This window comes from Micromonospora sp. WMMD967 (assembly GCF_029626165.1).
GTDB classification, from domain to species: domain Bacteria; phylum Actinomycetota; class Actinomycetes; order Mycobacteriales; family Micromonosporaceae; genus Micromonospora; species Micromonospora taraxaci.
Window position 1 is genome coordinate 1,599,488 of record NZ_JARUBK010000001.1, and the last position, 21,387, is coordinate 1,620,874.

At 72.1% G+C, this 21,387-nt stretch carries 19 protein-coding genes; 7 read left to right on the forward strand and 12 right to left on the reverse strand.

The window, feature by feature from the left end; genetic code table 11:
• Positions 1 to 43 precede the first annotated feature (43 nt).
• Together O7631_RS07595 and O7631_RS07600 are read left to right on the forward strand one after the other, a co-directional pair.
• Positions 44 to 847 carry a beta-phosphoglucomutase family hydrolase gene (locus tag O7631_RS07595; protein WP_278143618.1) on the forward strand — a complete coding sequence of 268 codons (804 nt, stop codon included), beginning with the start codon at positions 44 to 46 and terminating at the stop codon, positions 845 to 847.
• Positions 844 to 3,216 carry a glycoside hydrolase family 65 protein gene (locus O7631_RS07600; protein WP_278143619.1) on the forward strand — a complete coding sequence of 791 codons (2,373 nt, stop codon included), beginning with the start codon at positions 844 to 846 and terminating at the stop codon, positions 3,214 to 3,216. Before O7631_RS07595 ends, O7631_RS07600 begins: the two co-directional genes overlap by 4 nt.
• 99 nt (positions 3,217 to 3,315) lie before the next feature.
• On the opposite strand, the gene O7631_RS07605 is transcribed toward O7631_RS07600, so the two are convergent.
• A complete protein-coding gene (locus O7631_RS07605; RefSeq protein ID WP_278143620.1) occupies positions 3,316 to 3,495 on the reverse strand; it encodes a hypothetical protein in 180 nt (59 codons plus the stop codon).
• Between the two features lie 146 nt (positions 3,496 to 3,641).
• Between O7631_RS07605 and O7631_RS07610 the strand changes: the two genes are divergently transcribed.
• Complete coding sequence (locus tag O7631_RS07610; protein ID WP_278143621.1) at positions 3,642 to 4,292, forward strand: dienelactone hydrolase family protein; 651 nt, start codon at positions 3,642 to 3,644, stop codon at positions 4,290 to 4,292.
• Here O7631_RS07610 and O7631_RS07615 read toward each other — a convergent pair whose 3' ends face one another.
• Positions 4,293 to 5,396, reverse strand: coding sequence for an AI-2E family transporter (locus O7631_RS07615; RefSeq protein ID WP_278143622.1), 1,104 nt, complete (start codon positions 5,394 to 5,396; stop codon positions 4,293 to 4,295).
• Positions 5,397 to 5,595: 199 nt separating this feature from the next.
• On the opposite strand from O7631_RS07615, the gene O7631_RS07620 reads away from it, so the two are divergent.
• Positions 5,596 to 5,778 (forward strand): antitoxin, encoded by a 183-nt coding sequence (locus tag O7631_RS07620; RefSeq protein ID WP_145786047.1) that lies wholly within the window; start codon positions 5,596 to 5,598, stop codon positions 5,776 to 5,778.
• Between the two features lie 68 nt (positions 5,779 to 5,846).
• Here O7631_RS07620 and O7631_RS07625 read toward each other — a convergent pair whose 3' ends face one another.
• On the reverse strand, positions 5,847 to 6,452 hold the full coding sequence (locus O7631_RS07625; protein ID WP_278143623.1) for a hemerythrin domain-containing protein: 606 nt from the start codon (positions 6,450 to 6,452) through the stop codon (positions 5,847 to 5,849).
• Positions 6,453 to 6,623: 171 nt separating this feature from the next.
• On the opposite strand from O7631_RS07625, the gene O7631_RS07630 reads away from it, so the two are divergent.
• A complete protein-coding gene (locus O7631_RS07630) occupies positions 6,624 to 7,949 on the forward strand; it encodes an FUSC family protein (RefSeq protein WP_278143624.1) in 1,326 nt (441 codons plus the stop codon).
• A gap of 13 nt (positions 7,950 to 7,962) precedes the next feature.
• On the opposite strand, the gene O7631_RS07635 is transcribed toward O7631_RS07630, so the two are convergent.
• The 8 genes from O7631_RS07635 to eccB all read right to left on the reverse strand — a co-directional run bounded on the left by O7631_RS07635 (position 7,963) and on the right by eccB (position 14,345).
• Entirely contained in the window at positions 7,963 to 8,616 is a 654-nt protein-coding gene (locus tag O7631_RS07635; protein WP_278143625.1) for a C39 family peptidase, read from the reverse strand.
• Between the two features lie 225 nt (positions 8,617 to 8,841).
• A complete protein-coding gene (locus O7631_RS07640; protein ID WP_278143626.1) occupies positions 8,842 to 9,249 on the reverse strand; it encodes a TIGR03618 family F420-dependent PPOX class oxidoreductase in 408 nt (135 codons plus the stop codon).
• Positions 9,250 to 9,280: 31 nt separating this feature from the next.
• The gene (locus tag O7631_RS07645) at positions 9,281 to 9,619 is read right to left on the reverse strand and encodes a YkvA family protein (RefSeq protein ID WP_278143627.1); all 339 of its coding nucleotides are present in this window, start codon (positions 9,617 to 9,619) and stop codon (positions 9,281 to 9,283) included.
• 33 nt (positions 9,620 to 9,652) lie between these two features.
• A complete protein-coding gene (locus O7631_RS07650) occupies positions 9,653 to 10,468 on the reverse strand; it encodes a hypothetical protein (protein WP_278143628.1) in 816 nt (271 codons plus the stop codon).
• A 153-nt stretch (positions 10,469 to 10,621) separates the two neighbouring features.
• On the reverse strand, positions 10,622 to 10,939 hold the full coding sequence (locus tag O7631_RS07655) for a hypothetical protein (protein WP_278143629.1): 318 nt from the start codon (positions 10,937 to 10,939) through the stop codon (positions 10,622 to 10,624).
• A gap of 243 nt (positions 10,940 to 11,182) precedes the next feature.
• Positions 11,183 to 12,463, reverse strand: coding sequence for a WXG100 family type VII secretion target (locus O7631_RS07660; RefSeq protein ID WP_278143630.1), 1,281 nt, complete (start codon positions 12,461 to 12,463; stop codon positions 11,183 to 11,185).
• Complete coding sequence (locus O7631_RS07665; RefSeq protein WP_269681371.1) at positions 12,456 to 12,824, reverse strand: hypothetical protein; 369 nt, start codon at positions 12,822 to 12,824, stop codon at positions 12,456 to 12,458. The genes O7631_RS07660 and O7631_RS07665 overlap by 8 nt, the downstream gene beginning before the upstream one ends.
• A gap of 105 nt (positions 12,825 to 12,929) precedes the next feature.
• Positions 12,930 to 14,345 (reverse strand): type VII secretion protein EccB, encoded by a 1,416-nt coding sequence (gene eccB / locus O7631_RS07670; RefSeq protein ID WP_278143631.1) that lies wholly within the window; start codon positions 14,343 to 14,345, stop codon positions 12,930 to 12,932.
• Positions 14,346 to 14,505: 160 nt separating this feature from the next.
• On the opposite strand from eccB, the gene O7631_RS07675 reads away from it, so the two are divergent.
• Positions 14,506 to 15,687 (forward strand): type VII secretion protein EccE, encoded by a 1,182-nt coding sequence (locus O7631_RS07675; protein ID WP_278143632.1) that lies wholly within the window; start codon positions 14,506 to 14,508, stop codon positions 15,685 to 15,687.
• 22 nt (positions 15,688 to 15,709) lie between these two features.
• Here the strand turns inward: O7631_RS07675 and eccD are convergent, their stop codons facing one another.
• Positions 15,710 to 17,107, reverse strand: a complete 1,398-nt coding sequence (gene eccD / locus O7631_RS07680) for a type VII secretion integral membrane protein EccD (protein ID WP_278143633.1) — start codon at positions 17,105 to 17,107, stop codon at positions 15,710 to 15,712.
• A 166-nt stretch (positions 17,108 to 17,273) separates the two neighbouring features.
• On the opposite strand from eccD, the gene eccCa reads away from it, so the two are divergent.
• A complete protein-coding gene (eccCa, locus tag O7631_RS07685) occupies positions 17,274 to 21,239 on the forward strand; it encodes a type VII secretion protein EccCa (protein WP_278143634.1) in 3,966 nt (1,321 codons plus the stop codon).
• The last annotated feature ends 148 nt before the right edge of the window (positions 21,240 to 21,387 follow it).

A 21,387-nucleotide genomic window follows, 5' to 3' on the forward strand; every position in this document is an offset into this window, starting at 1 on the left:
CGATTCTGGTTTGCGGGCCCAGCGGGGTGGATAGATTCGTACCGTGCTGGGCCTACCTGCTCACGTGACCGCCTGTCTCTTCGACCTGGACGGTGTGCTGACGCAGACCGCCCGCGTCCACAACGCCGCGTGGAAGCAGACGTTCGACGAGTTCCTTCGACAGTGGGCGACCCGCTCCGGTGAACCGTTCCAACCGTTCGACCCGGGCCCGGACTACAACCGCTACGTCGACGGACGACCCCGCGCCGACGGCGTCCGGTCGTTCCTCGCCTCCCGGGGGATAACGCTGCCCGAGGGCGACCCCGACGACCCGCCGGACGCCGACACCGTCAACGGCGTGGGCAACCGCAAGAACGTCCTGTTGTTGCAGCGCCTGCGCACCTCGGGCGTCGAGGTCTACCCGGGCTCGGTGCACTACCTGAAGGCCGCGAGCGAAGCCGGGCTACGCCGGGCCGTGGTGACCGCGAGCGCCAACGGTGGTGAGGTGGTCGCCGCCGCCGGGCTGGAACCACTGCTGGAGGCCCGGGTCGACGGGCTGGTCGCCCGCGCCCAGTCGTTGCGCGGCAAGCCGCACCCCGACACCTTCCTCGCCGGGGCCAGGCTGCTCGGCGTCGACCCGACACACGCCGCCGTCTTCGAGGACGCGCTCTCCGGGGTGGCCGCCGGCCGCGCCGGCGGCTTCGGCTACGTGGTCGGCGTCGACCGGGTCGGGCAGGCCGACGAGTTGCTGGCGCACGGCGCCGACGTCGTGGTGAAGGACCTTGCCGACCTGCTCGCCGCCGCCGACCCGCCGTCACCGGCCCGCACCGCCACCCAGCAGCCCGCCGGCGGACGAGGTCCCGCGTGATCCGGGAGCGGGCCTATCCGGTCGAGCCGTGGCACGTCCGGGAGACCCGGCTCGACATGGACGTGCTGGCCCAGTCCGAGTCGGTCTTCGCGCTCTCCAACGGGCACGTCGGCCTGCGGGGCAACCTCGACGAGGGTGAGCCGCACGGCCTGCCCGGCACCTACCTCAACTCGTTCTACGAGCTGCGTCCGCTGCCCTACGCGGAGGCGGGCTACGGCTTCCCCGAGTCCGGGCAGACGATCGTCAACGTCACCAACGGCAAACTGATCCGGCTGCTCGTCGACGACGAGCCGCTGGACGTGCGCTACGGGGAGTTGCTGTCCCACGAGCGGGTCCTCGACCTGCGGGCCGGCACCCTGCACCGCGAGCTGCACTGGCGTTCACCTGCCGGTCGGGAGGTCAAGGTCCGCAGCACCCGCCTGGTCTCGTTCACCCAGCGGTCGGTCGCCGCCATCAGCTACGAGGTGGAGGCCGTCGACGGCCCACTGCGGCTGATCGTGCAGTCCGAGCTGGTGGCCAACGAGTCACTGCCGGCACAGAGCAAGGACCCCCGGGTCGCGGCGGTGCTGGAGTCACCCCTGCAGGCCGAGGAGGAGCTGACCACCCCGGACGGCGGGCAGTTGATCCACCGCACCAAGGTCTCCGGGCTGCGGGTCGCCGCCGCGATGGAGCACGAGGTGCACGGCCCGGACCACACCACCATCGAGTCCGAGGGTTACCAGGACTGGGTACGCACCACGATCGCCTGCGTGCTCAAGCCCGGTGAGAAGCTGCGGGTGATCAAGTACCTGACGTACGGCTGGTCGAGTCGGCGGTCGCTGCCCGCGCTGCGCGACCAGGTCGGCGCGGCGCTGGCCGGCGCCCGCCTCGACGGGTGGGACGGCCTCCACCGGGAGCAGCGCAACTACCTCGACGAGTTCTGGGACGCGTCCGACGTGCTGGTCGAGGGCGACCCCGAGGTGCAGCAGGCGGTCCGCTTCGGTCTCTTCCACGTGCTCCAGGCCGGAGCGCGGGCGGAGCAGCGGCCGATCTCGGCGAAGGGGTTGACCGGTCCCGGTTACGACGGGCACGCGTTCTGGGACACCGAGATGTTCGTCCTGCCGGTGCTCACGTACACCCAGCCGAGCGCGGTGCGCAGCGCGTTGCAGTGGCGGTACAGCACCTTGGACTCGGCGAAGGAGCGTGCCGAGACGCTCAACCTCAGGGGCGCGGCCTTCCCCTGGCGGACCATCGAAGGGCCGGAGTCGTCCGGATACTGGCCGGCCGGCACCGCGGCCTTCCACATCGCCGCCGACATCGCCGATGCCCTGCGCCGCTACGTGATGGTCACCGGGGACACCCAGCTGGAACGGGAGATCGGCCTGGAACTGCTGGTGGAGACCGCCCGGCTGTGGCGCTCGATCGGCCACCACGACCGGCGCGGGCAGTTCCACATCGACGGTGTCACCGGCCCGGACGAGTACACCGCAGTGAAGAACGACAACGTCTACACCAACCTGATGGCGCAACGGAACCTGCTCAGCGCCGCCGACGCGGTGCTGCGCTACCGGGACGAGGCGTACCACCTCGGGGTCACCGACGAGGAGGCCGCGAGCTGGCGGGACGCCGCGACCTCCATCCACGTCCCGTACGACGAGGAGCTCGACGTCCACCAGCAGGTGGAGGGCTTCACCCGGCTCCAGGAGTGGGACTTCACGCACACGCCGGCGGAGAAGTACCCGCTGCTGCTGCACTACCCGTACTTCGAGCTGTACCGCAAACAGGTGGTCAAGCAGGCCGACCTGGTCCTCGCGATGCACTGGCGGGGGGATGCGTTCACCAGCGAACAGAAGCTGCGCAACTTCCTCTACTACGAGCGCCGTACCGTCCGCGACTCGTCGTTGTCGGCGTGCACCCAGGCGGTGCTCGCGGCCGAGGTGGGCCACCCGGAGTTGGCGCACACCTACCTGCGCGAGGCAGCGCTGATGGACCTGCACGACCTCAACGAGAACACCCGCGACGGTGTGCACATGGCGTCGTTGGCCGGTGCGTGGCTCGCCCTGGTCAGTGGGTTCGGCGGCCTGCGTGACCACGACGGCGAGCTGTCCTTCGCGCCCCGGCTCTCCAGCCGACTCGACAGGCTGGAGTTCTCCCTGCAGTGGCGAGGGCTGGCGTTGCGGGTGGATGTCCGGCCGCACCAGGCGACGTACTCGCTGCGCCACGGTGGCCCGGACGACGTGGTGGAGTTGCGCCACCACGGTCAACTTCTACGCGTGACGTGTGACGAGCCGGTGACGGTGCCGGTGCCGCCGGCCGAGCCGTCCGGCCCGTCGCCCGAGCAGCCACCCGGCCGGTCTCCGCTGATGCGGCTGCCCGAGCACGAAGAGTGACGGTCGGGGCGGAATGACCCGCCCCGACCGCCTCGCACCGATTGTCGGACCGGCCTCGCCGGTCCACCTGTCTCAGACCGGGGCGACGGTCACCGTGTCTCAGACCGGTTCGCCGGTGGACGGGCGCCCGATCGCGTCCCGGGGCGCCGCCGCCTTGGGATCGTCGGGCAGCCGCGCCGAAGCGGCCTGGTCCCCGAAGTCCTGGTTGCGCTGGGCGTCCTGTTCCCGCCGGGCCCGCTCGGTCTTCTGCTGCTGCTCGGAGATCTGCTGCTTGGCCATGACGATCCTCGCGATCCGTCGGGGCGCGGTTGCGCCGACACGGTCTGCGGTCGCTCGTCGCGTACCCGACGCCCCACTGGGCAAACGCGGCGTGCGACGCGGCCGGCGGGGTACGCGGGCGGTAGGCGATCACGCGGAGGTGGGGCATGGACGAACAGGCAGCGGTGACGATTCCGGTCGGGGACGCGGACCTGCCCGCCGACCTGATGCTGCCAGCCCAGCCGGCCGGTGTCGTCCTCTTCGCGCACGGCAGCGGCAGCTCCCGACACAGCCCCCGGAACGTGGCGGTGGCCCGTGCGCTGAACGGTCGAGGGCTCGGCACGGTGCTGGTGGACCTGCTCACCCCGGCCGAGGACGAGGTGGACGCGCGCACCGCCGAACTCCGGTTCGACATCGGGCTGCTGGCCAGCCGGCTGGCCGGGATCGTCGACTGGTTGGCGGTGGAACGGCCGGCCGGCGACGTGTCGATCGGGCTGTTCGGGGCCAGTACGGGAGCCGCCGCCGCACTTGTCGCGGCGTCGTCCCGCGCGAACCGGGTGGGTGCCGTGGTCAGCCGGGGCGGGCGACCGGACCTGGCCGGGAGCGCCCTGGCCCAGGTGCGTACCCCGACGTTGCTGCTGGTCGGTGGCCTGGACGAGGAGGTGATCACGCTCAACGAGCGGGCGGCGGCCAAGTTGGGGGACGTCGCCGAGCTGCGGATCGTCCCCGGTGCCACCCACCTCTTCGAGGAGCCCGGGACGCTTGAGCAGGTGGCCGACCAGGCGGGGGCCTGGTTCACCACCCACCTCAACCGATGATCACTCCGTCGGTACGAGGGCCGAGGCGGACCGGCGCTGCTGGACGGTGTCGATGACGCGCCAGAGCACAGCGGTGATCGGGACGCTGACGAAGGCGCCCGCGATCCCCGCGATTAGCGTGCCGGCGGTGACCGCCACCAGGATCACCGCCGGGTGCAGTCGTACCTGCCTCTTCATGACCAGTGGTTCCAGCAGGTTGCCCTCGATCTGCTGCACCGCGATCACCGCGGCGAGGGTGAGCAGTGCGGTGGTGGGGCCGTTCGCGGCCAGGGCCACCAGCACCGCCACCGCGCCGGCCACCGTCGCCCCGATGATCGGCACGAACCCGCCGAGGAAGGTGATCAGTGCCAGCGGCAGGGCGAGGGGCACCCGCAGCACCACCAGAGCCAGACCGATGCCGATCGCGTCGATCGCGGCGATCAGCATGGTGCCCCGGCTGTACGCGCCCAACGTCTGCCAACCGGCCCGGCCGGCCTCGGCCGCGACACTCTGGTTCGCGCCGGACACCCGCGACAGCACCCAGTGCCACATCGACCGGCCGTCCTTGAGCAGGAAGAAGAGCAGCACCAGGGCGAGCAGCGCGGAACCGAACACCTCGGTGGCCGTCCGGGCGCCCGACACCGGATCCGGCGAGCTGCCACTCAACCCTTCCCGGGCCTGGTCGACCAGTCGGTCCAGCTGCGCTTCGCTGACCGGCAGCGTCGACGTCACGAAGTCTCGGCTGCGCTCGACCCCCTGCGTCAGCTCCTGGCTGAGCTGGTCGAACTGGCTCGCCGTCAGGTTCCACACCAACGCACCGACACCGACGAGGATGCCGAGCAGCAACAACACAGTGCACAGCGCGGCCAGTGCCGCGGGCACCCGCAGCCGACGCAACAGGAGCAGTACCGGGTCGAGCAACGCGGTGAGGAAGACGGTGGCGGCCAGCGCGATGGCCAGCGGTGCCAGCAGGACGGCGATCTTGCCCAGCAGGTACAGCCCGGCGGCGATCACCACCAGGCACGCGCTCCACAGGACCGCGGTCCGGACCAGCCAGGGCAGAGCCGCCCAACTTTGCCGTGGGCCGGGGTCGCCGGGCCTGGTTCCGGGTTCCTCTGCCGCCATGTCGGTCCTCCTCGATGTCGGCGAGGTCGGTACCCAGCCGGGCGTGCGCCGACACCCGTTTAGCGTCGACTCCCCGTCAGCCGCTGCCCGCGCGGATCGTACGCCGGATCGGAACCCTCGGGGGCGTGTTCGCGGACCGGCGTTTGCGCTGTCCGCGCGAGGGAAGGCAATTCGGGAACCGGACCGAAGGGGGAGTGCCGTGGGTGACTTCATGGACAAGGCCAAGGACTTCGCGAACAAGCACGACGAGCAGGTCGACAAGGGCATGGAGAAGGCCGGTGACATGGCCGACAAGCGCACCGGCGGCAAGTACACCGACAAGATCGACAAGGGTGTCGACCAGGCGCAGGCGCGTACCGGCCAGGGCGACCAGACCCGTTGACCCACCGGAAGCCCCGGGTCGCCGTACCGTCGGCGGCCCGGGGCGCTCTCGTCGGACAGCGACGACGTTCAGCGTTGCTGCCGCTCGCGCAGCTCGTCCACCGAGGTGGGCCGCCCGCTCAACGCGTCGCGCAGCCGGTCGACCAGGCCGATGCCCGGAGCGAGCAGCTTGTTCGCCGGCGGGTGGTCGGGTGAGCCCGGGTGCGGCCGGGTCGGACCGATCCCCTTGACCGCCTCCACCTTGGCGGCCACGTCGACCAGTTCCTCCCGCGCCGTCGCCGCCCGGAGCCGGGGAAAGAGCTCGTTCTCCTCCTCCCGCACGTGGTCCCGGATCGTGCTCGTCAGGTGGGCGAGCAACTCGTCGAAGCGGCTGTCGGCCGGGTCGGTCGACTCCAACTCCTTCATGGTCTGCTCGGCCTCGGCGTGCTCCGCGATCTCGCGGTCGGCGATCTCGTTGCCGTCGGGCAGTGCCTTACGCGCGATCGGATACACGTACGCCTCCTCCGCCACCGAATGGCGGACGAGTTCGGCGATCACCACGTCGACGAGGTGGCGGCGGTGTTCGGGGGTGCCCTGCCGGGTTTCCAGCTCGACGAAGAGCGCCTCGACGGCACTGTGGTCGGCGACCAGGATGTCGACGACGTCACGGTCGTCGGTGGTCTGTGGGTTGGTCATCTCACGGCCCCTTACCGGTTGCGGATCGGTGGGAGGTGTGAGGCCCTGGTACCCCCACGGGGCTGCACAAACACACCGGCGACGATGCGTTGGACGGGGCCGGTGGTGCCCCGAGGGCGGGTGGTGCCGGACCGGCACGATTGCCCTGGCCCGGCCGGGGTAACCGCCGCCATGGCCGACGACCGCCCACCCGACGACCGGGATCGGTCGCGTCTCGACGAGGCTGCCGAGCGGAGCGGCCAGGCAGTCGAACGGGTGCGGCACCGGGGTGGTGAGGCGGGTCGGATCCGGGCCCGGCAGTGGGAGATCACCCTGGTGATCTCCATGCAGGCCGGACTGGCCGCGGCGATCGCCGCTCTGCTCGCCAAGAATCTGCTCGGCCCCGGGTCGCACGTCTTCGCCCCGGCCGCCGCCGTCGGAACGATCGCCACCGCCATCGGGCAGCGGGCCCGACGCACCTTCGAACTGCTGGGTGGCGTGTCGCTGGGCATCATCATCGGGGACACCCTGCGGTACCTGCTCGGCTCGGGTCCGTGGCAGACCGGCGTGGTCGTCGCGTTGGCCATCGCCGCCGCGCTGCTGGTGGCCGGCAAGGGTGGCGCGCTGGTCGGTCAGGCCGGCGGTACCGCGGTGCTGATCGCCACGCTGGCCCCGATGGACCGTGGTCTGGAGTTGCCCCGGATCTTCGACGCGCTCGTCGGCGGAGCGGTCGGACTGGTGGTGGTCGCGCTGCTGCTGCCGATCAACCCGATGCGGGTGCTGGACCGAGCCGCGGCACCGATCTTCGAAGTGCTCTGCGACCAACTCGCCGAGCTGGCGCAGGCCCTGCGGGAACGTGACGGCGACGGGACGCTTCGCGTACTGGGACGGCTCCGGGACACCGAGAGCGATGTGGGTCGGCTGCACGACGCGCTGAGCGGTGCGGAGGAGGTGGTGACGATCGCTCCGGCCCGCTGGCACCGCCGCCAGCAGTTCCACAGGTACGCCCGTAGCGCCGACCACCTGGAGCGTCTGCTGCTCGACAGCCGAGCCCTGGCCCGCTGGTCGTCCACAGCACTGCAGTACGGCGAGCCGATCCCGTCGGAGCTGCCGGACGCGATCGGTCGGCTCGGCCGGGCGGTCGTGGAGATGCGTACGGAGTGCAAGGTCGGTGAGGACCCGCAGGCCACCCGCCGGCTGGTCGAGGAGTGCGCCGAACTGGCGGGGCGTGCGGCGGTGAGCGGGGTCGGGTCGTTCGGCGAGTCACTCGTCACCGGACTGCGTACCGCGGCCAGCGACCTGCTCCGGGCCTGCGGGTACGAACCCGACGACGCCAACCGTATCGTGCGGCGGGCCGCCGGTGCCGGGGAGGCGGAGCTGCACCCACCGGCCCGGCGAACACTGCGCCGGCTGCGGCCGGCACGGGCCATCCGAGCGCGTCGCCGCGCACACCTCGCCTCCCGTGCCCGCGACGAGAGCCGGGCCGGCCTCCCCTCGAGGGAGAGACCGGCCCGGTGAAACCCGTCCAAGGTCAGGAGGAGTAGCCGCGCTCGGCGATCCAGTTGGCGACCTTCGGGAGGCTCACCCAGTACTCGCCCAGCGCCGGGTCGGCCGGGTCGGCGACCCGGATGGTGTCGCCACCGTCCCGGTAGCCGACGAGGGTCAGGTAGTGGCCGCCCTCGTACGAGTGCGGGTTGCCGTCGGTGTCGACGGTCGTGCCCTTGATGTTGGCGACCACCGGCCGGCCGGCGTCCACCGCCGCCAGGACGTCCCGACGCAACTGCTCGACCTGGTCGGGCCGGGCGACGGAGTCACTGATCTCGGTGGTCCGGTACTTGCCACCGGTCAGCTCGTTCAGCACCCGGGTGGTGTCCAGGGCCGAGGGAGTGCCCGCCTCGGTGGTGCCGAGCAGCTTGGCCACCTCGTCCTGGGAGAGCGCCTTGCCCTGGGCGGACAGCGCGATCCGGGTCGCGGCCGGGCCGCAGTAGTAGAAGTTGGGCTGGGCCTGGTAGTCGACGCCGAGGATCCGCTCGGCGGACCGCTGGGTCTGACTCTGCGACGTCTGTGTCGGGGTAGCCGGAGCGGCCGGGGCGGCCTGGGCGGCTACCGCCGGGCCGAGGGCGCAACCACCGGCGACCAGCAGGCCGGCAACGGACAAACCGCTCTTCTGGACGATCGGATTCATGGTCGAGTCTCCGTTCGGGGGTTGACGTCTCCGCGCAGCGGAGGACGCAGCACCGGGAATGGCGCTCGGCTCAACACGGGGGGCGACCAGCGGCGGGTTCGGCCGTGGCGCACCGGGGACGTAACGGCAGTGCTCCGGCGGACATTCCGCCGGTGGCGTGGTGCGGCCGTCGCGATCAGGTGTAACGGCGGGAGGCCGGGCGGGATTCCACCGGCCCCCGATCGTTCAGAGGCTCCCCAGCAGCCCGGTCACGGTGATCTCGATGACCACCCGCTCCGGATTCGGACGGGGGGTCCGATACCGCTCGGCGTAGCGGCGTTCCGCCTCCACCACGGAGGCGCGGTCCGACCGCAGCACCGCGCGGCCCTCGATGGTCAGCCAACGGCGGCCGTCCACGTGGCAGACCGCCACCGCCGCTCCCGCCGGACCCGCGGCGGCCACCTGGCGGGCCTTGCTGGACGTGCCGGAGGTGATGACCCGGGCCAGTCCGGCCGCCGGGTCGAGGGTCACCCCGACCGGTACGACGTGCGGGGTGCCGTCGGCCCGCAGGGTGGTCAGCGTGGCAAGGTGACGTTCCGCGCAGAACGCGACAACCCGCTCATCGTGTACGTCCAGCCGATGACCGCCCGCCATGCCCGCCCCCTGTCCGCCGCACCGGCCCCGATCATGGCACGCGGCGTGCGCGGTCCCCCTCCGGCAGGGCGTCCGGCTGACCGGGCAGGCGCCGACCGACCGCCCGACGTTTGTGCACGAGCCGGGTCAGGTAGATCAGCGCAGCGGCCAGGACACCCATGTCGTCCAGGTAGATCGGGTCCGGAAGCACGTCGACCGGGAAGATCGTGTAGATCAGCGCCCCGTAGAAGGCGACCTTTCCGCCCGCGCCGAGCCCGGTCAACATTCGTCTCGTACGCACCACGCGTACCGCGAGCACCACGGCGCCGACGAGTGTGGCGATCGCCAGGATGCCGGCGATCACCACGAGGACCCACGCCTGTCGGGACATGCCGTCACGCTAACGCACCGGACGGCAGGTGGCTCAGAACGCGGGCACCGTCGCACGACCGCGCGCCGTCACCCTGTTCTCCCGGGTCTGCTCGACGTTCTCCCGGGTCTGCTCGGCGGCCGACCGGGCCACCTCGCTGAGCGGCAACACCGACGGATCCGCGACCCGTCGCCCGGTGGCGGCGTGCGCCTCCTCGCGCAGACTGCGGGCCGCCGCCACGGCCAACTCCGCAGCCCGCCAGGCGACCTGCTCCTGCTCGCGAGCAGCGGCATGCCGGGCCGCCAGGTTGTCGCGGATCGCCCGTTGCAGCACCAGCTCCTGCTCGACCGGGTGCAGCCGCGGGTCCCAGCCGTCGCGGTGCGCGAACACCTCGCTGAGCTGCTCCACCGACAGCTCCCGCCGCCAGTACGCGTTCAGCGCCGCACGGTGCAGGTAGCGTTCGCGGTCCACGTACTCGGCGGGCGTCCGGGCGGTGTGCGGCAGTGGCATCGCGGCCGCTGCGGCGAGCCGGCGTACTGCCGCCTCAGCTGCCTCGTACGCCTGCCAGGCTGTCTCGACGGTCTCCTGCGCGGTCACCCACTCCGCGCGACGGCGCTGGGCGGTGGTGGTCGCCCGCTCCGCGGCCACCGCGACCTCCTGCGCGTACCGGCTCTGCTCGCGTTGTTCCTGCGCCTGTTCGAGCTGACTCGGCATGGCCGCGCGGCGGATCCGGGCACCCGGGTCGATGCGGAGCCGGCCGGGCCGCAGCAGAAGCGCGAAGACGATGACGCCGACCACCCCGAGCAGGCTCAGCCAGATGACGGCGGCGCGGGACAGGTCGGGCAGGGCGGCGGAGAGGATGGTCTGCATGATCAGCACCTCGCGGTCGAAGGCGGGTATCGACGGGTGGCAGGAGGAGCCCGACGGTGCCGGTCAGCCAGGTGATGGGGTCGCCCCGTCGGCGGAGAGTCGGTTGCCGGACGGACGACCCGGGACCGGGCCTCGGAAATCGCCGGAACTGGATCAGCGGGCGGGCGGGCCGCGCCGCGCCGGAGTGCCACGGCCGGGATCGATGGCCGGCGTGTGCTGCGGGCCCTCCGCGACCACAACGGGTGCGGTGACGATGTCGACCGCCTCGGTCGGCGGCGCGGCGGGCTGGCCGGCACGCTCAGTGGCCGGACCCGCATCAGGGCGGACCGTTGCCACCCGGCTGCTCACGGCGCTCGGCCCTAGCTGCGTCGGGGTGGGCGGCGGCGTCGCGGCGAGAGCGCCACCGAGGCCGACTGCCAGCACCAGCGCGGTGACCGCCAGTCGGGTCAGGTCGCGCAGCGACCGCAGCACAGCCCACCGGGCTGGGCGGACAGGGGCTGCGCACGACACCCGACCAACCTATCCCCCACCGCGGTGTACCGCAGCACGGCGACGGCCTGATCTGCCGTGACCACCACCACCCTGAGCACAGTGGACAGTGCCGACCTCGCCCGGAGGCGGCGGTGCCCCCGCCCGGATCAGGTCCGTTCGGGGGCACAGCCGTCGTTCATCGCCTGACTGCGGGGGCGACGGCACCCCGCGGCGGGGCCGTGGTCAGTGGCCGCCGCCGAGCACCGGCGGCGCGGCCTCGCCACCGTCGCGCCACACCATCTCATCCTCGGTCAACCAGGTCAGCCGCTCGTCGGAGTCGTCGTCCTGGGGTCGGCCCCGCCCGCCGAGCACACCGGAGTTGCCTCCGCCCGGCCGGCTGCTGCCGCCGGCCGTGGCCCGGCCGCCGCGCTGGCCGTCCATGCTGCGCCCGATCCCGCTGGCGGCGCGGCTCTCAGCCGGGGTGGCCCCACCGGCCGGGCGAACCGACGTGGTCGGCGTGCTGCCCGAACCGGCGAGCGTCGCGGTGCGGAGGACTCCGCCGGCCGGCGCGCCACCCTGCCCGCCGAAGAGCAGGCCGGGCCCGGAACCGGCGGCGAGGGTCGCCGTGCTCGGCCCGGACAGCCCAACCAGCCCGGCAGCGCCACCGGCGACCAGCGCCCCACCGACGAGTGGGTCGGCCCCGGCCAGCGTGGTGCTCCGCGAACCGGAGTCGCTGCCGGCGCCGATCGGACCGCCGGCGACGGCCGGCGCGCCACCGGTGCCCGTGCCGTGCTGACCAGGGACCGAGGCGTCGCCGACGCCCGGCGGCTCGGCGGCCCGGTCCGGCCTCGCGATGGTCGCGTCGCCGCTGCGCGCGCTGACACCGGTGCTGCCGGGCCCGGCACTCGCCTTGGCGACCGTCGGAACAGCCGACGGGGACGTCGGATCCTTGCGGACGGCGTCCGGGGTGTCCGGATGTGGCAGGCGGGCCTCGACGACCCGGTCGTAGGCGGAGATCTCGTAACTGCCGGCCAGCTCGGCCACCAGGTTCACCATCCGCTGGTGGGCCTTCTCCTGCTCTTCCTTGTCCTGCTGGTGGCCCGCGATGCCCATGACCAGGGCGCCCGGCAGACCGAACGTGGCGGCACCCTTCACCGCACCGGAGATCGCCTTGTCGTTGTCGTCGGTCTCCTCCGGGCTCTCGGCCTGCTTGCGGGCGGTCCGTAGATGGTCGGCCATCATGGTCAGCCCTTGCTTGATGCCGGCCATCCCGTCGCCCAAGGCGTCGGAGTGGGCGACGATCAGGCTGAGCCGCCGGTTGAACTCCCGACCCGCCGAACCCGTCCAGGTGTTGCTCAGCTTCTCCAGGTCGCCGTTCAACTCGCGGCCGAGACCGTCCAGGATGCCCTTGAGCTCGGCCCACTGGGCGGCCACACCCTCGATCTGCTCGGGCTGACCGGCCATGACGCCGTCATAGAGCTGCTGGTGGGTGTTGCCCTGGTAGCGCTGGGTATAGTCAGACACGCCCGTCCTCCTTCGGCTCGAACGCCCGATCGACACCGTTCAGCGCCGCTGTGACATCGGTGGCGTTGGCCGCGTTACGCGCCTCGGCGGTGCGGTAGTTGGTCAGGATCGTGCTCGTCGCCTGCTGTGCCGCCAGCACCGCCTGCCGGACCCGCTCGGCCTGGTCGACATAGGACTGGTGAACCTCGCTGTAGCGGCGCGCCTGGTCGGTGGCGTCCAGGAACGTGCCGAGGGCCGGCGGCCGGCACTGCATCTCGGTGTTGAGCTTGCGCAGCACCGACTCCACCTGACTCAGCCGCGAAGCCAGGTTCTGGTGGAAGTCCTCAAGGGACAACAGGTCGACTTCCGTACGCCCGGTCATGGCAACATCCCCGTCGTTCTGGTTGACAACCGACAGCGACATCCAGGTTAGTCCACGCCTACGACGCGGGGCGACCCGTCATCGCTGCTCAGCCATCCGTCCCGGTCACTGCCCCTCGGGTGAGAAGACCGACATCGCGGCGTCGCGGCTCAGGGTGGGCCCGGTCGGGATCAGCGAGAGCAGCGAGCCCGGCACCGCCAGCGGGGTGACCCCGCCGTAACCGAGCACCCCCAGCGTCGCCGCCGAGCCGAGCGGGTACCGGATGCCCTGCGGGCTGATCAGGTAGATCGTCGACCCGGCGGCGCCGGAACCGCTGGTCCCGGCACCGGGTGAGGCCTGCGCGATGACGCCCTTGCCGCCGGGCAGCAGCACCGCCTCGGTGGTCCGTACGGCGTCCCGCCTGGTTTGCGGCACCGGCACCGGGCCCGGATCGGCCTCGGTCAGCTCGGCCGGTGCCCGTTCGAAGACCTCCAGGGTGGTGGTCGGCGGCCCGCCCGTGCTGCTCGCCCGGTACGTCGCGCACAGCGCGGTCTGACCCGAGCTGGTCGGGTAGAAGCTGGGCATCGTCTTCGGCAGCCCCTCCTCCTCGACCCGCTGCTCGACGAACAACTCGCCAGCCTGGTTCGGCGTGATGTCAGTGATCCGACCGCCGCCGCCGACCATCAACAGGGCGGTGATCTCACTGATCGAGGCGAGCCCTTCCCGGGTGAGCACATAGAACCGCCCGGCGGCGCTGAACACCTGGCCCACGGTGGCCGGTCGGTCGGCCACCGTCCGCGTGCTGGACTCGCCCTCGCCGGGCAGTGTCGGCTTGCGCAGCGGCGGCCCGGCCGGAACGGCGTTGAGCAGTTGCTGCCCGACCCGGAGCGGCGCGGCGTCGGCCATCTTCAACGCCGTGATCGTCTGGTCCCCGCCGAGCACCTGAAGTCGGACATTGTTGGTGACCAGGTAGCGCTGGTCGTCCACGACGACGAGCGCCGCCCGGTCGCCCAGCGGGACGCCGCCGGGCAGCGCCCGGTCGATCACGACCCGGGTGCGGGAGCGCTGCGGGTCGACCGGATCGGGGACGTCGCAGACCGACCAGGGCAGACCGGTCAGCGACTTGCGGTCCGGCAGCGCGTCCGGTGCGCCGACGATGCCGAGGGTGAGCCCGCGTGGCCGGTCCCGCAGGGAGGCCTGGGACATCGTCCGCACCGTCGCGTCCGGCTGGTCGAGGATCAGACGCGCCGAGGCGTAGTTGAGCGTCGGGTGGAGCTGTCCCTCCAGGAACACGTACGTCGCGCCGGTCTCCCGTTCGATGACCAGGGTCTGGTCCTCCAACGGCGCGGTGTTCCCGGTGAGCTGACCGTACGCGCCGACCCCGCCGAGCACGACGGCAGCGGTGATGACACTGCCGAAGACAGCCATGCCGAGCCTTCGCATCGGCAGGTTGGTGGTCTCCGGGTCGCCCGACAGCAACGCGGAGACGATCCGGCGGGTGACGAAGCGGTACGCCTGCACCTGATCGCGGCGGGTCCGCATGACTTACCTCCGGCAGGATGGATCCGCGACGATCAGGTCGGGGCGCCGTCGCGGGCTTCCCTACGATAAGGGGCCGACCGGGGTTCCTTGGGACCACCGTTCGTGGCCGACGTCGGACCGACCCGGCGCAGAGCCGTACGTGCAGGAGGGACAGTCAGCGATGACGCAGGTTCAGGCACGACCCGCCCGAGCGGCCACGGACCCGTCCACGACCCGCTCGACGCCGCCGGGCGACCGACCCGGTGGGGGGCGGATCGGCCCGGTGCTGGTCGGGCAGCTCGTCGTGCTGGAGTTGTGCGTGCTGGGCGTCTGGGCGGCGTCGGCCGGGCCCGGTTGGCTGCTCGCCGCCGCGGGTGGCGTGGGGGCGCTCGTCCTCCTGGCCACCTTCGCCCGACGGGGAGGCCGCTGGTGGTTCGAGGACCTGCTGCTGCGTCGACGGCTGCGGAGCCGTGCTGAGCGCGCGTCGGCCGCGGTGGCCGGTGGCACGGCGACGGACCCACGGTTGGCCACTCTCGCCCCCGAGCTGAGCTTCATCGAGTTGACCGATCGGGGCACCCGGCTCGGCATCGGGCAGGACGCCCACGGGTGGTTCGCGGCGGTCGCGCTGCAGTCCGTCAGCGGCGCGACGGTCGGATCGGTGCAGGCGTCCACGATGGACCGGGCTCTGCGCGTACTCGCCGACTTCAGCGCCCCGGTGTCCCGGGCCCAGGTCGTCGCGCACACCCTGGTCTGGTACCCGGCGCCCGGCGCGCCGCCGGCCGCGCACCGGACCGTCTGGGTGGCGTTGCGCCTCACCGTCCGCGACGCGCGGGTCGAGGCGGTGAGCCGGGGCGGCGGGCTGCCCGGCGTGCACCGGACCCTGGCTGCCGGCATCGGTCGTCTCGGCAAGGCGCTGACCGGTGCGGGCCTGGCTCACCGGCCGCTGGGCCGGGAGGAGCTGCGCGCCGCCATCGTCTCGGCGGCCGGCCTGGACCTGGGGCCGGAAGCGCCGACGGAGACCTGGCGTGGGCTGCACGGCGGTGGATGGACCCACCGGTGCATGGCGCTGCGAGGCCGAACGGATGCGCCCCTCGGCCCGCTCGTCGACGCGATCACGGCGACCTCGGCGCCGTCGCACACGGTGGCCGCGACGGTGTCGATGGACGGCCGCGTGGCAGCACCGCTGCTCCGGATCGCCGCGATGGACGGTCACGTCGAGGCGCTGCTGAAGGTGGTCCGTGACGTCGCGCACCGGACCGGCGTGTCCACCCGACCGGTGGACGGTCAGCACGGGCCGGGCATCTACGCCAGCGCGCCGGTCGCGTCGGCGTTGGGAGCATCCTCCCGTTCGCGACAGCAGTGAACGGCAGGGTGGCGGTGGGCGGTCAGGGCCGGAGGTTGACGATCCAGCCGTAGAGCCCGCACACCCAGAAGGCGAGCGGGACCAGCGCGATGATCAGCAGGATCTCGGCGATGTCGAGAAGTCGGCCCCAGACCGGTGAGATGCGTTTGCCGGCAACGGTGAGGCCGTAGATCAGGCTGATCACGGCGGCCATCACCAGACCGCCGAGGACCAGACCGAGCTTGACCGGCAGTGACCCGTCGGTGAAGGTGGCTGCGGCGGCCAGGCCCAGCCCCACGGTCCCGGCGAGCAGCACCGGGGTGCGCTGGGCGCGGCCCAGGAGCGGCCGGGCCCGCAGCAGCGACAACAGCGCCAGCACCAGGCACAGCAGGACCGCCGACAACCGGCCGTCGAGAGCCAAAACTACCTGCGCACCCAGCACCAGAAGCGCGAACGTCCACAACAGACCGGTCAGGAACTGGTCGGCCCGCTCACTCCGCTGGAGCACCTGCCGGCCGTCCACCGACTCGGTGTCGGTCTTCAAATCCTCCGGACCGGTCGGGATCGACGGCACCGGCAGTCGCGCCAACCGGTAGGCGGTCATCGGCAGCGCCGGCACCACGGCGAACGCCACAGCGGCCACCACCGCGGCGGAGGCCGACGCGTCGAGGTCGAAGACCAGGCAGAGCAGCGCGCCGAGGCCGGTCGCGGCCGCCACCCCGATCGCGGCGAAGAAGAGCGGGTACCGGTCACCGACAGCCAACACGGCAACAGCACCGGCGACCACCGCGGCGGTCGCCGCCACCAGCACGTGCGGGCTGGCCAACTCGGTCAGCGGCCGGTCACCGGCGAGCAGCAGCAGACCACCGGTGGCGGCGTGCGTCAGGCCGACGATGGCCAGCACCGCACCGGTCTGACTGTCTCCGGCGGCTCGGGACAGCACTGCCGCGCCGACCAGTAACGCCACCGCTACCAACAGGGCGGCCAACGCGCCGGGCAGGTGTGGTGGGCCGGCGAACAGCGCGGCGAGTGCGCCGGCGCCGAACGCCGCCGCCGCGAAGACCACGGCGAAGGACCGGGTCGCACCGGCCTGCCAGGCCCCGGGACGTTGGTTGGTGGCGGTGGCCACCGCATCCACCACATCGTCGAAGACGATCTCCGGCGCGGCGGCGGACCGGGGGTTGAAGTAGAGCACCTCGCCGTCGCGGATGCTGAGCTGCGTGGCCGTGCGCCCGCCGTCCAGCGGCGCACCGCCCAACCGGGACAGAGCCCAGCCGCCGTGCCGCGCGCCCTCGTCGGCGAGGTCCTCGCCGGCGTAACGCAGCAGGGTGGGGAGCAGGTCCGCGATCGGCACGTCCGACGGCAGCGCCAGATCCATCCGGGTACGCGGAGCCACGATGGTGATCCGGCTCAGCCCACCGGTCGCCGTCTTCGTCGCCACAGTGGCCTCCAGGTGTGCGTTTGCGATCGGCTGGCCGCGATGCTGCGGTCCGGGTCCACCGCGCCCACGGCAGATTACCTACGATGGCGGGCACGTACGATGCCCACCCGCGGGCTCCGGTCCGCGACGGCACGTCATCAGGGCCGCTTCTGGGGAGGAGACAGCCGTGAGCACGGTGGTGTTCCGCCGGCTCCCGCGTCAGCCGGGACCAGCCCTACCTCGCGGGGAGGTGCTGCTGGAGTCGCCGCCCGAGCTGCCCGAGCCGACGCCTCGCGGCATGGGGCAACTGCTCATGATCCTGCCGATGTTCTGCGGGGTCGGTGCGATGGCCTTCCTCTACGCCGGCAAGGGCGGCGGCATGATGACGTACGTCGCCGGCGGGCTCTTCGGTGTCTCGATGCTCGGCATGGCCATCGGTTCGCTGGCCAACAGCGGCGGCAAGGACAAGGCCGAGTTGAACGCGGACCGCCGCGACTACATGCGCTACCTGGCGCAGATGCGTAAGCGCACCCGGCGCGCGGCCGAGCAGCAGCGGGCCGCAATGGCCTGGCGGCACCCGGAGCCCGACGCGCTCTGGTCGATCGCCGCGTCCCGTCGGCTCTGGGAGCGACGGATCACCGAGGACGACTTCGGCGAGACCCGGATCGCCCTCGGCCCGCAGCGACTGGCGGTCGAGATCGTCCCGCCGGAGACCAAGCCTGTCGAAGATCTGGAGCCGATGAGCGCCATCGCGCTCCGCCGGTTCGTCCGTGCGCACTCCACAGTGCCCGAGCTGCCGACCGCCCTGTCGGTGCGCGCGTTCAGCCGGGTGGCGCTGCGTGGCGACCGTGAGCCGGTGCTCAACCTGACCCGTGCCGCGCTCGGTCAACTGGCCACCTTCCACGCACCGGACGACCTGGTGATCGCCGTGGTCGCCGCGCCGGACCGGCAGCCGTCCTGGGGCTGGGTGAAGTGGTTGCCACACGCCCACCACAGCGCCCGCACAGACGCGGCCGGCGCACGCCGACTGGTCTTCGCCAGCCTGGCCGAGGCCGAGGCCGCGCTCGCCGGTGAGCTGGCCGCACGACCCCGCTTCGCACCCGAGGCGAAGCCGCTGACCACCGCCGCGCACCTGGTCGTGGTCATCGACGGTGGCGAGGTCTCGCCGACCTGTCAGCTGGTGGGGCCGGGGCTGCTCGGCACGACCGTCATCGACCTGTCCGGCACGGTTCCGCGCGACGCCGGTCGCTGGCTGCTCTGCCTCGACGTGGCCGACGGCAGCTCGCTCGACCTGGTGCGCGGCAGTTCGTCGTCGCCGTTGGGTCGACCCGACCAGCTCAGCGCCGAGGCCGCCGAAGGGCTGGCCCGACAGATCGCGCCCTACCGCCTGTCCCAGCAGCAGACCAGCAACGAGGAGCCGCTGGCCCGCAGCATGGAGCTACCGGACCTGCTCGGTGTGGGTGACGCCGCGACGGTGGACGTCCAGAACACCTGGCGTCCGCGCGGGCACCGGGACCGCCTGCGCATCCCGCTCGGTGTCGGCCCGGACGGCAACGTGGTCGAACTGGACTTCAAGGAGTCGGCGCACGAGGGCATGGGCCCGCACGGCCTGGTGATCGGCGCCACCGGGTCCGGCAAGAGCGAGTTGCTCCGTACGGTGGTGGCCGCGTTGGCGGTGACCCACTCGTCGGAGGAGCTGAACTTCGTCCTGGTGGACTTCAAGGGCGGCGCGACGTTCGCCTCGTTGGAGGCGCTGCCGCACACCAGCGCCGTGATCACCAACCTGGCCGACGAGCTGCCGCTGGTCGACCGGATGCGGGACGCGCTCGCCGGCGAGATGGTGCGCCGGCAGGAGTTGCTGCGGGCAGCCGGCAACTACGTCTCGCGCTTCGAGTACGAGAAGGCCCGCGCCGCCGGTGAGCCGCTGGCCCCGATGCCCAGCCTGCTCATCATCTGCGACGAGTTCAGCGAGCTGCTCGCCGCCAAGCCCGACTTCATCGACCTGTTCGTGATGATCGGCCGGCTGGGCCGGTCGCTCGGCGTGCACCTGCTGCTGGCCAGCCAGCGACTCGAAGAGGGCAAGCTGCGTGGTCTGGACACGCACCTGTCCTACCGGATCGGTCTGCGTACCTTCTCCGCTGTGGAGAGCCGGATCGTGCTCGGCGTGCCGGACGCGTACGAGCTGCCGAACGCGCCCGGCCACGGCTACCTGAAGACCGACACCAGCACGATGCTGCGGTTCCGGGCCGCGTACGTGTCGGGGGCGTACCGGGCGCCGGGGCAGCAGGCGAGCGCCTCGCAGGCGTTGGTGCAGCGGCGGATCGTGCCGTACGGCCTCGACTTCGTTCCGGCCCAGCTCCCGCAGATGCCGGTGGCTGCCGCTCCCGAGCCGGAGCAACCGGCCGACGGCAAGGCAGTGGCGATGCTCGACGTGCTGATCGACCAGCTCAAGGGCCGGGGCCGCCCCGCCCATCAGGTATGGCTGCCGCCGCTGGCCGATCCGCCGGGTCTGGGCGAGCTGCTCGGCGCGCTGGCCGTCGATCCGACCTACGGGTTGTGCACTGCGTCCTGGCCCGGCCGGGGCAGGTTGACAGTGCCGGTCGGTGTGGTCGACCGCCCGTACGAGCAGCGCCGTGACCCGATGATGGTCGAGCTGGCCGGTGCCGGCGGCAACGTGGTCATCGTCGGCCGTTCATTGAGCGGTAAGAGCACCATGCTGCGGACGCTGCTCGCCTCGCTGGCTCTCACGCACACCCCGCGTGAGGTGCAGTTCTTCTGTCTGGACTTCGGCGGAGGCGCGCTGCGCAGTCTGGAGCGGCTCCCGCACATGGCGGGGGTGGCCGGTCGACGCGACGTCGAGGCGGTACGCCGGACGGTGGCCGAGGTGGTGGCCGTCCTGGACGACCGGGAGACGCGGTTCGCCCAGCACGGCATCGACTCGGTGGCCAGCTACCGCCGTCGCCGGGCCGCCGGTGAGTTCGTCGACGATCCCTTCGGCGACGTGTTCCTGGTGGTCGACGGTTGGAACACGCTGCGCCAGGAGTACGAGGAGCTGGAGCAGACCATCACCACGCTGGCCAACCGCGGCCTCGGCTTCGGCGTACACGTGGTGCTCACGGCCGTGCGGTGGGCGGAGATCCGGATCAACATGCGGGATCTGCTCGGCACCAAGTTGGAGTTGCGGCTGGGTGACGCGTCCGAGTCGGAGATCGACCGCCGGGCGGCGACGAACGTGCCGGAGAAGTCGCCCGGTCGCGGCCTGACCCGGGACAAGCTGCACTTCCTCACGGCGATCTCGCGGATCGACGGTCGCCGGGACATCGACGACCTCAGTGAGGCCTCGGTGTCCCTGGCCGGGCACGTGGCGGCGAACTGGCCGGGCCGCCCGGCGCCGAAGGTGCGGCTGCTGCCCCGCCGGCTGCCGGTGGGCGAGTTGGCCCGGATCATCGACCGGTCGGCGCCCGGTCTGCCGATCGGTGTCAACGAGTCGGCGCTGGCACCGGTCTACCTGGATCTGGTCAACGAGCCGCACCTGACGGTCTTCGGCGACGCGGAGTGCGGCAAGACCAACCTGCTGCGACTGATCGCCCGGGGCATCACCGAGCGGTACACGCCCGCGCAGGCCCGCCTGGTGATCGCCGACTACCGTCGTGGTCTGCTCGGTGCGGTGGAGGGCGATCACCTGCTGGACTACGCCCCGTCCAACCAGGCGTTCGCGCAGGGGCTCGCCTCGATCCGCAGCGCGTTGTCCAACCGGCTGCCCGGGCCGGACGTGACCACCGCCCAACTGCGTGACCGCAGCTGGTGGAAGGGTCCGGACCTCTACATCCTGGTCGACGACTACGACCTGGTGGCCTCCGGTGGCAGCAATCCGCTCAGCGCCCTACAGGAGTTGCTGCCCCAGGCACGTGACATCGGCCTGCACCTGATCATCACGCGGCGGGTCGGCGGGGTGTCCCGGGCGCTCTACGAGCCGGTGCTGCAACGGTTGCGTGAGTTGGACTCCCCGGGCCTGCTGATGTCCGGCAGCCGGGAGGAGGGTGCGGTCTTCGGGACGCTGCGGCCGAGTCCACAGCCACCGGGTCGGGGCACCCTGGTCCGCCGGCGGGACGGCCAGCAGCTGATCCAGACCGCGTGGGCCGAGCCGGCGTGACCGACGTCTGTCGTTCGGTGGGATGTGCCGAGCCGGCTTGGTCCGATCCACCACCATCCATCGAGCTTCGGTGGTCAGGGCTGCGAGGGCTGGTCGGGTTCCGCTACGGTCTTCACTGGAGTGTCCGTCGGTGGGGTGTTGCTGCCTT

Excerpts from the sequence above, each read along its gene's own strand:
- O7631_RS07610 (WP_278143621.1), top strand. The coding sequence starts at position 3,642 with ATGGACGAACAGGCAGCGGTGACGATTCCGGTCGGGGACGCGGACCTG.
- O7631_RS07640 (WP_278143626.1), bottom strand. The coding sequence starts at position 9,249 with ATGGCGGGCGGTCATCGGCTGGACGTACACGATGAGCGGGTTGTCGCG.
- O7631_RS07605 (WP_278143620.1), bottom strand. The coding sequence starts at position 3,495 with ATGGCCAAGCAGCAGATCTCCGAGCAGCAGCAGAAGACCGAGCGGGCC.
- O7631_RS07635 (WP_278143625.1), bottom strand. The coding sequence starts at position 8,616 with ATGAATCCGATCGTCCAGAAGAGCGGTTTGTCCGTTGCCGGCCTGCTG.
- O7631_RS07675 (WP_278143632.1), top strand. The coding sequence starts at position 14,506 with ATGACGCAGGTTCAGGCACGACCCGCCCGAGCGGCCACGGACCCGTCC.
- O7631_RS07615 (WP_278143622.1), bottom strand. The coding sequence starts at position 5,396 with ATGGCGGCAGAGGAACCCGGAACCAGGCCCGGCGACCCCGGCCCACGG.
- O7631_RS07625 (WP_278143623.1), bottom strand. The coding sequence starts at position 6,452 with ATGACCAACCCACAGACCACCGACGACCGTGACGTCGTCGACATCCTG.
- O7631_RS07665 (WP_269681371.1), bottom strand. The coding sequence starts at position 12,824 with ATGACCGGGCGTACGGAAGTCGACCTGTTGTCCCTTGAGGACTTCCAC.
- O7631_RS07650 (WP_278143628.1), bottom strand. The coding sequence starts at position 10,468 with ATGCAGACCATCCTCTCCGCCGCCCTGCCCGACCTGTCCCGCGCCGCC.
- eccB (WP_278143631.1), bottom strand. The coding sequence starts at position 14,345 with ATGCGGACCCGCCGCGATCAGGTGCAGGCGTACCGCTTCGTCACCCGC.
- O7631_RS07645 (WP_278143627.1), bottom strand. The coding sequence starts at position 9,619 with ATGTCCCGACAGGCGTGGGTCCTCGTGGTGATCGCCGGCATCCTGGCG.
- O7631_RS07630 (WP_278143624.1), top strand. The coding sequence starts at position 6,624 with ATGGCCGACGACCGCCCACCCGACGACCGGGATCGGTCGCGTCTCGAC.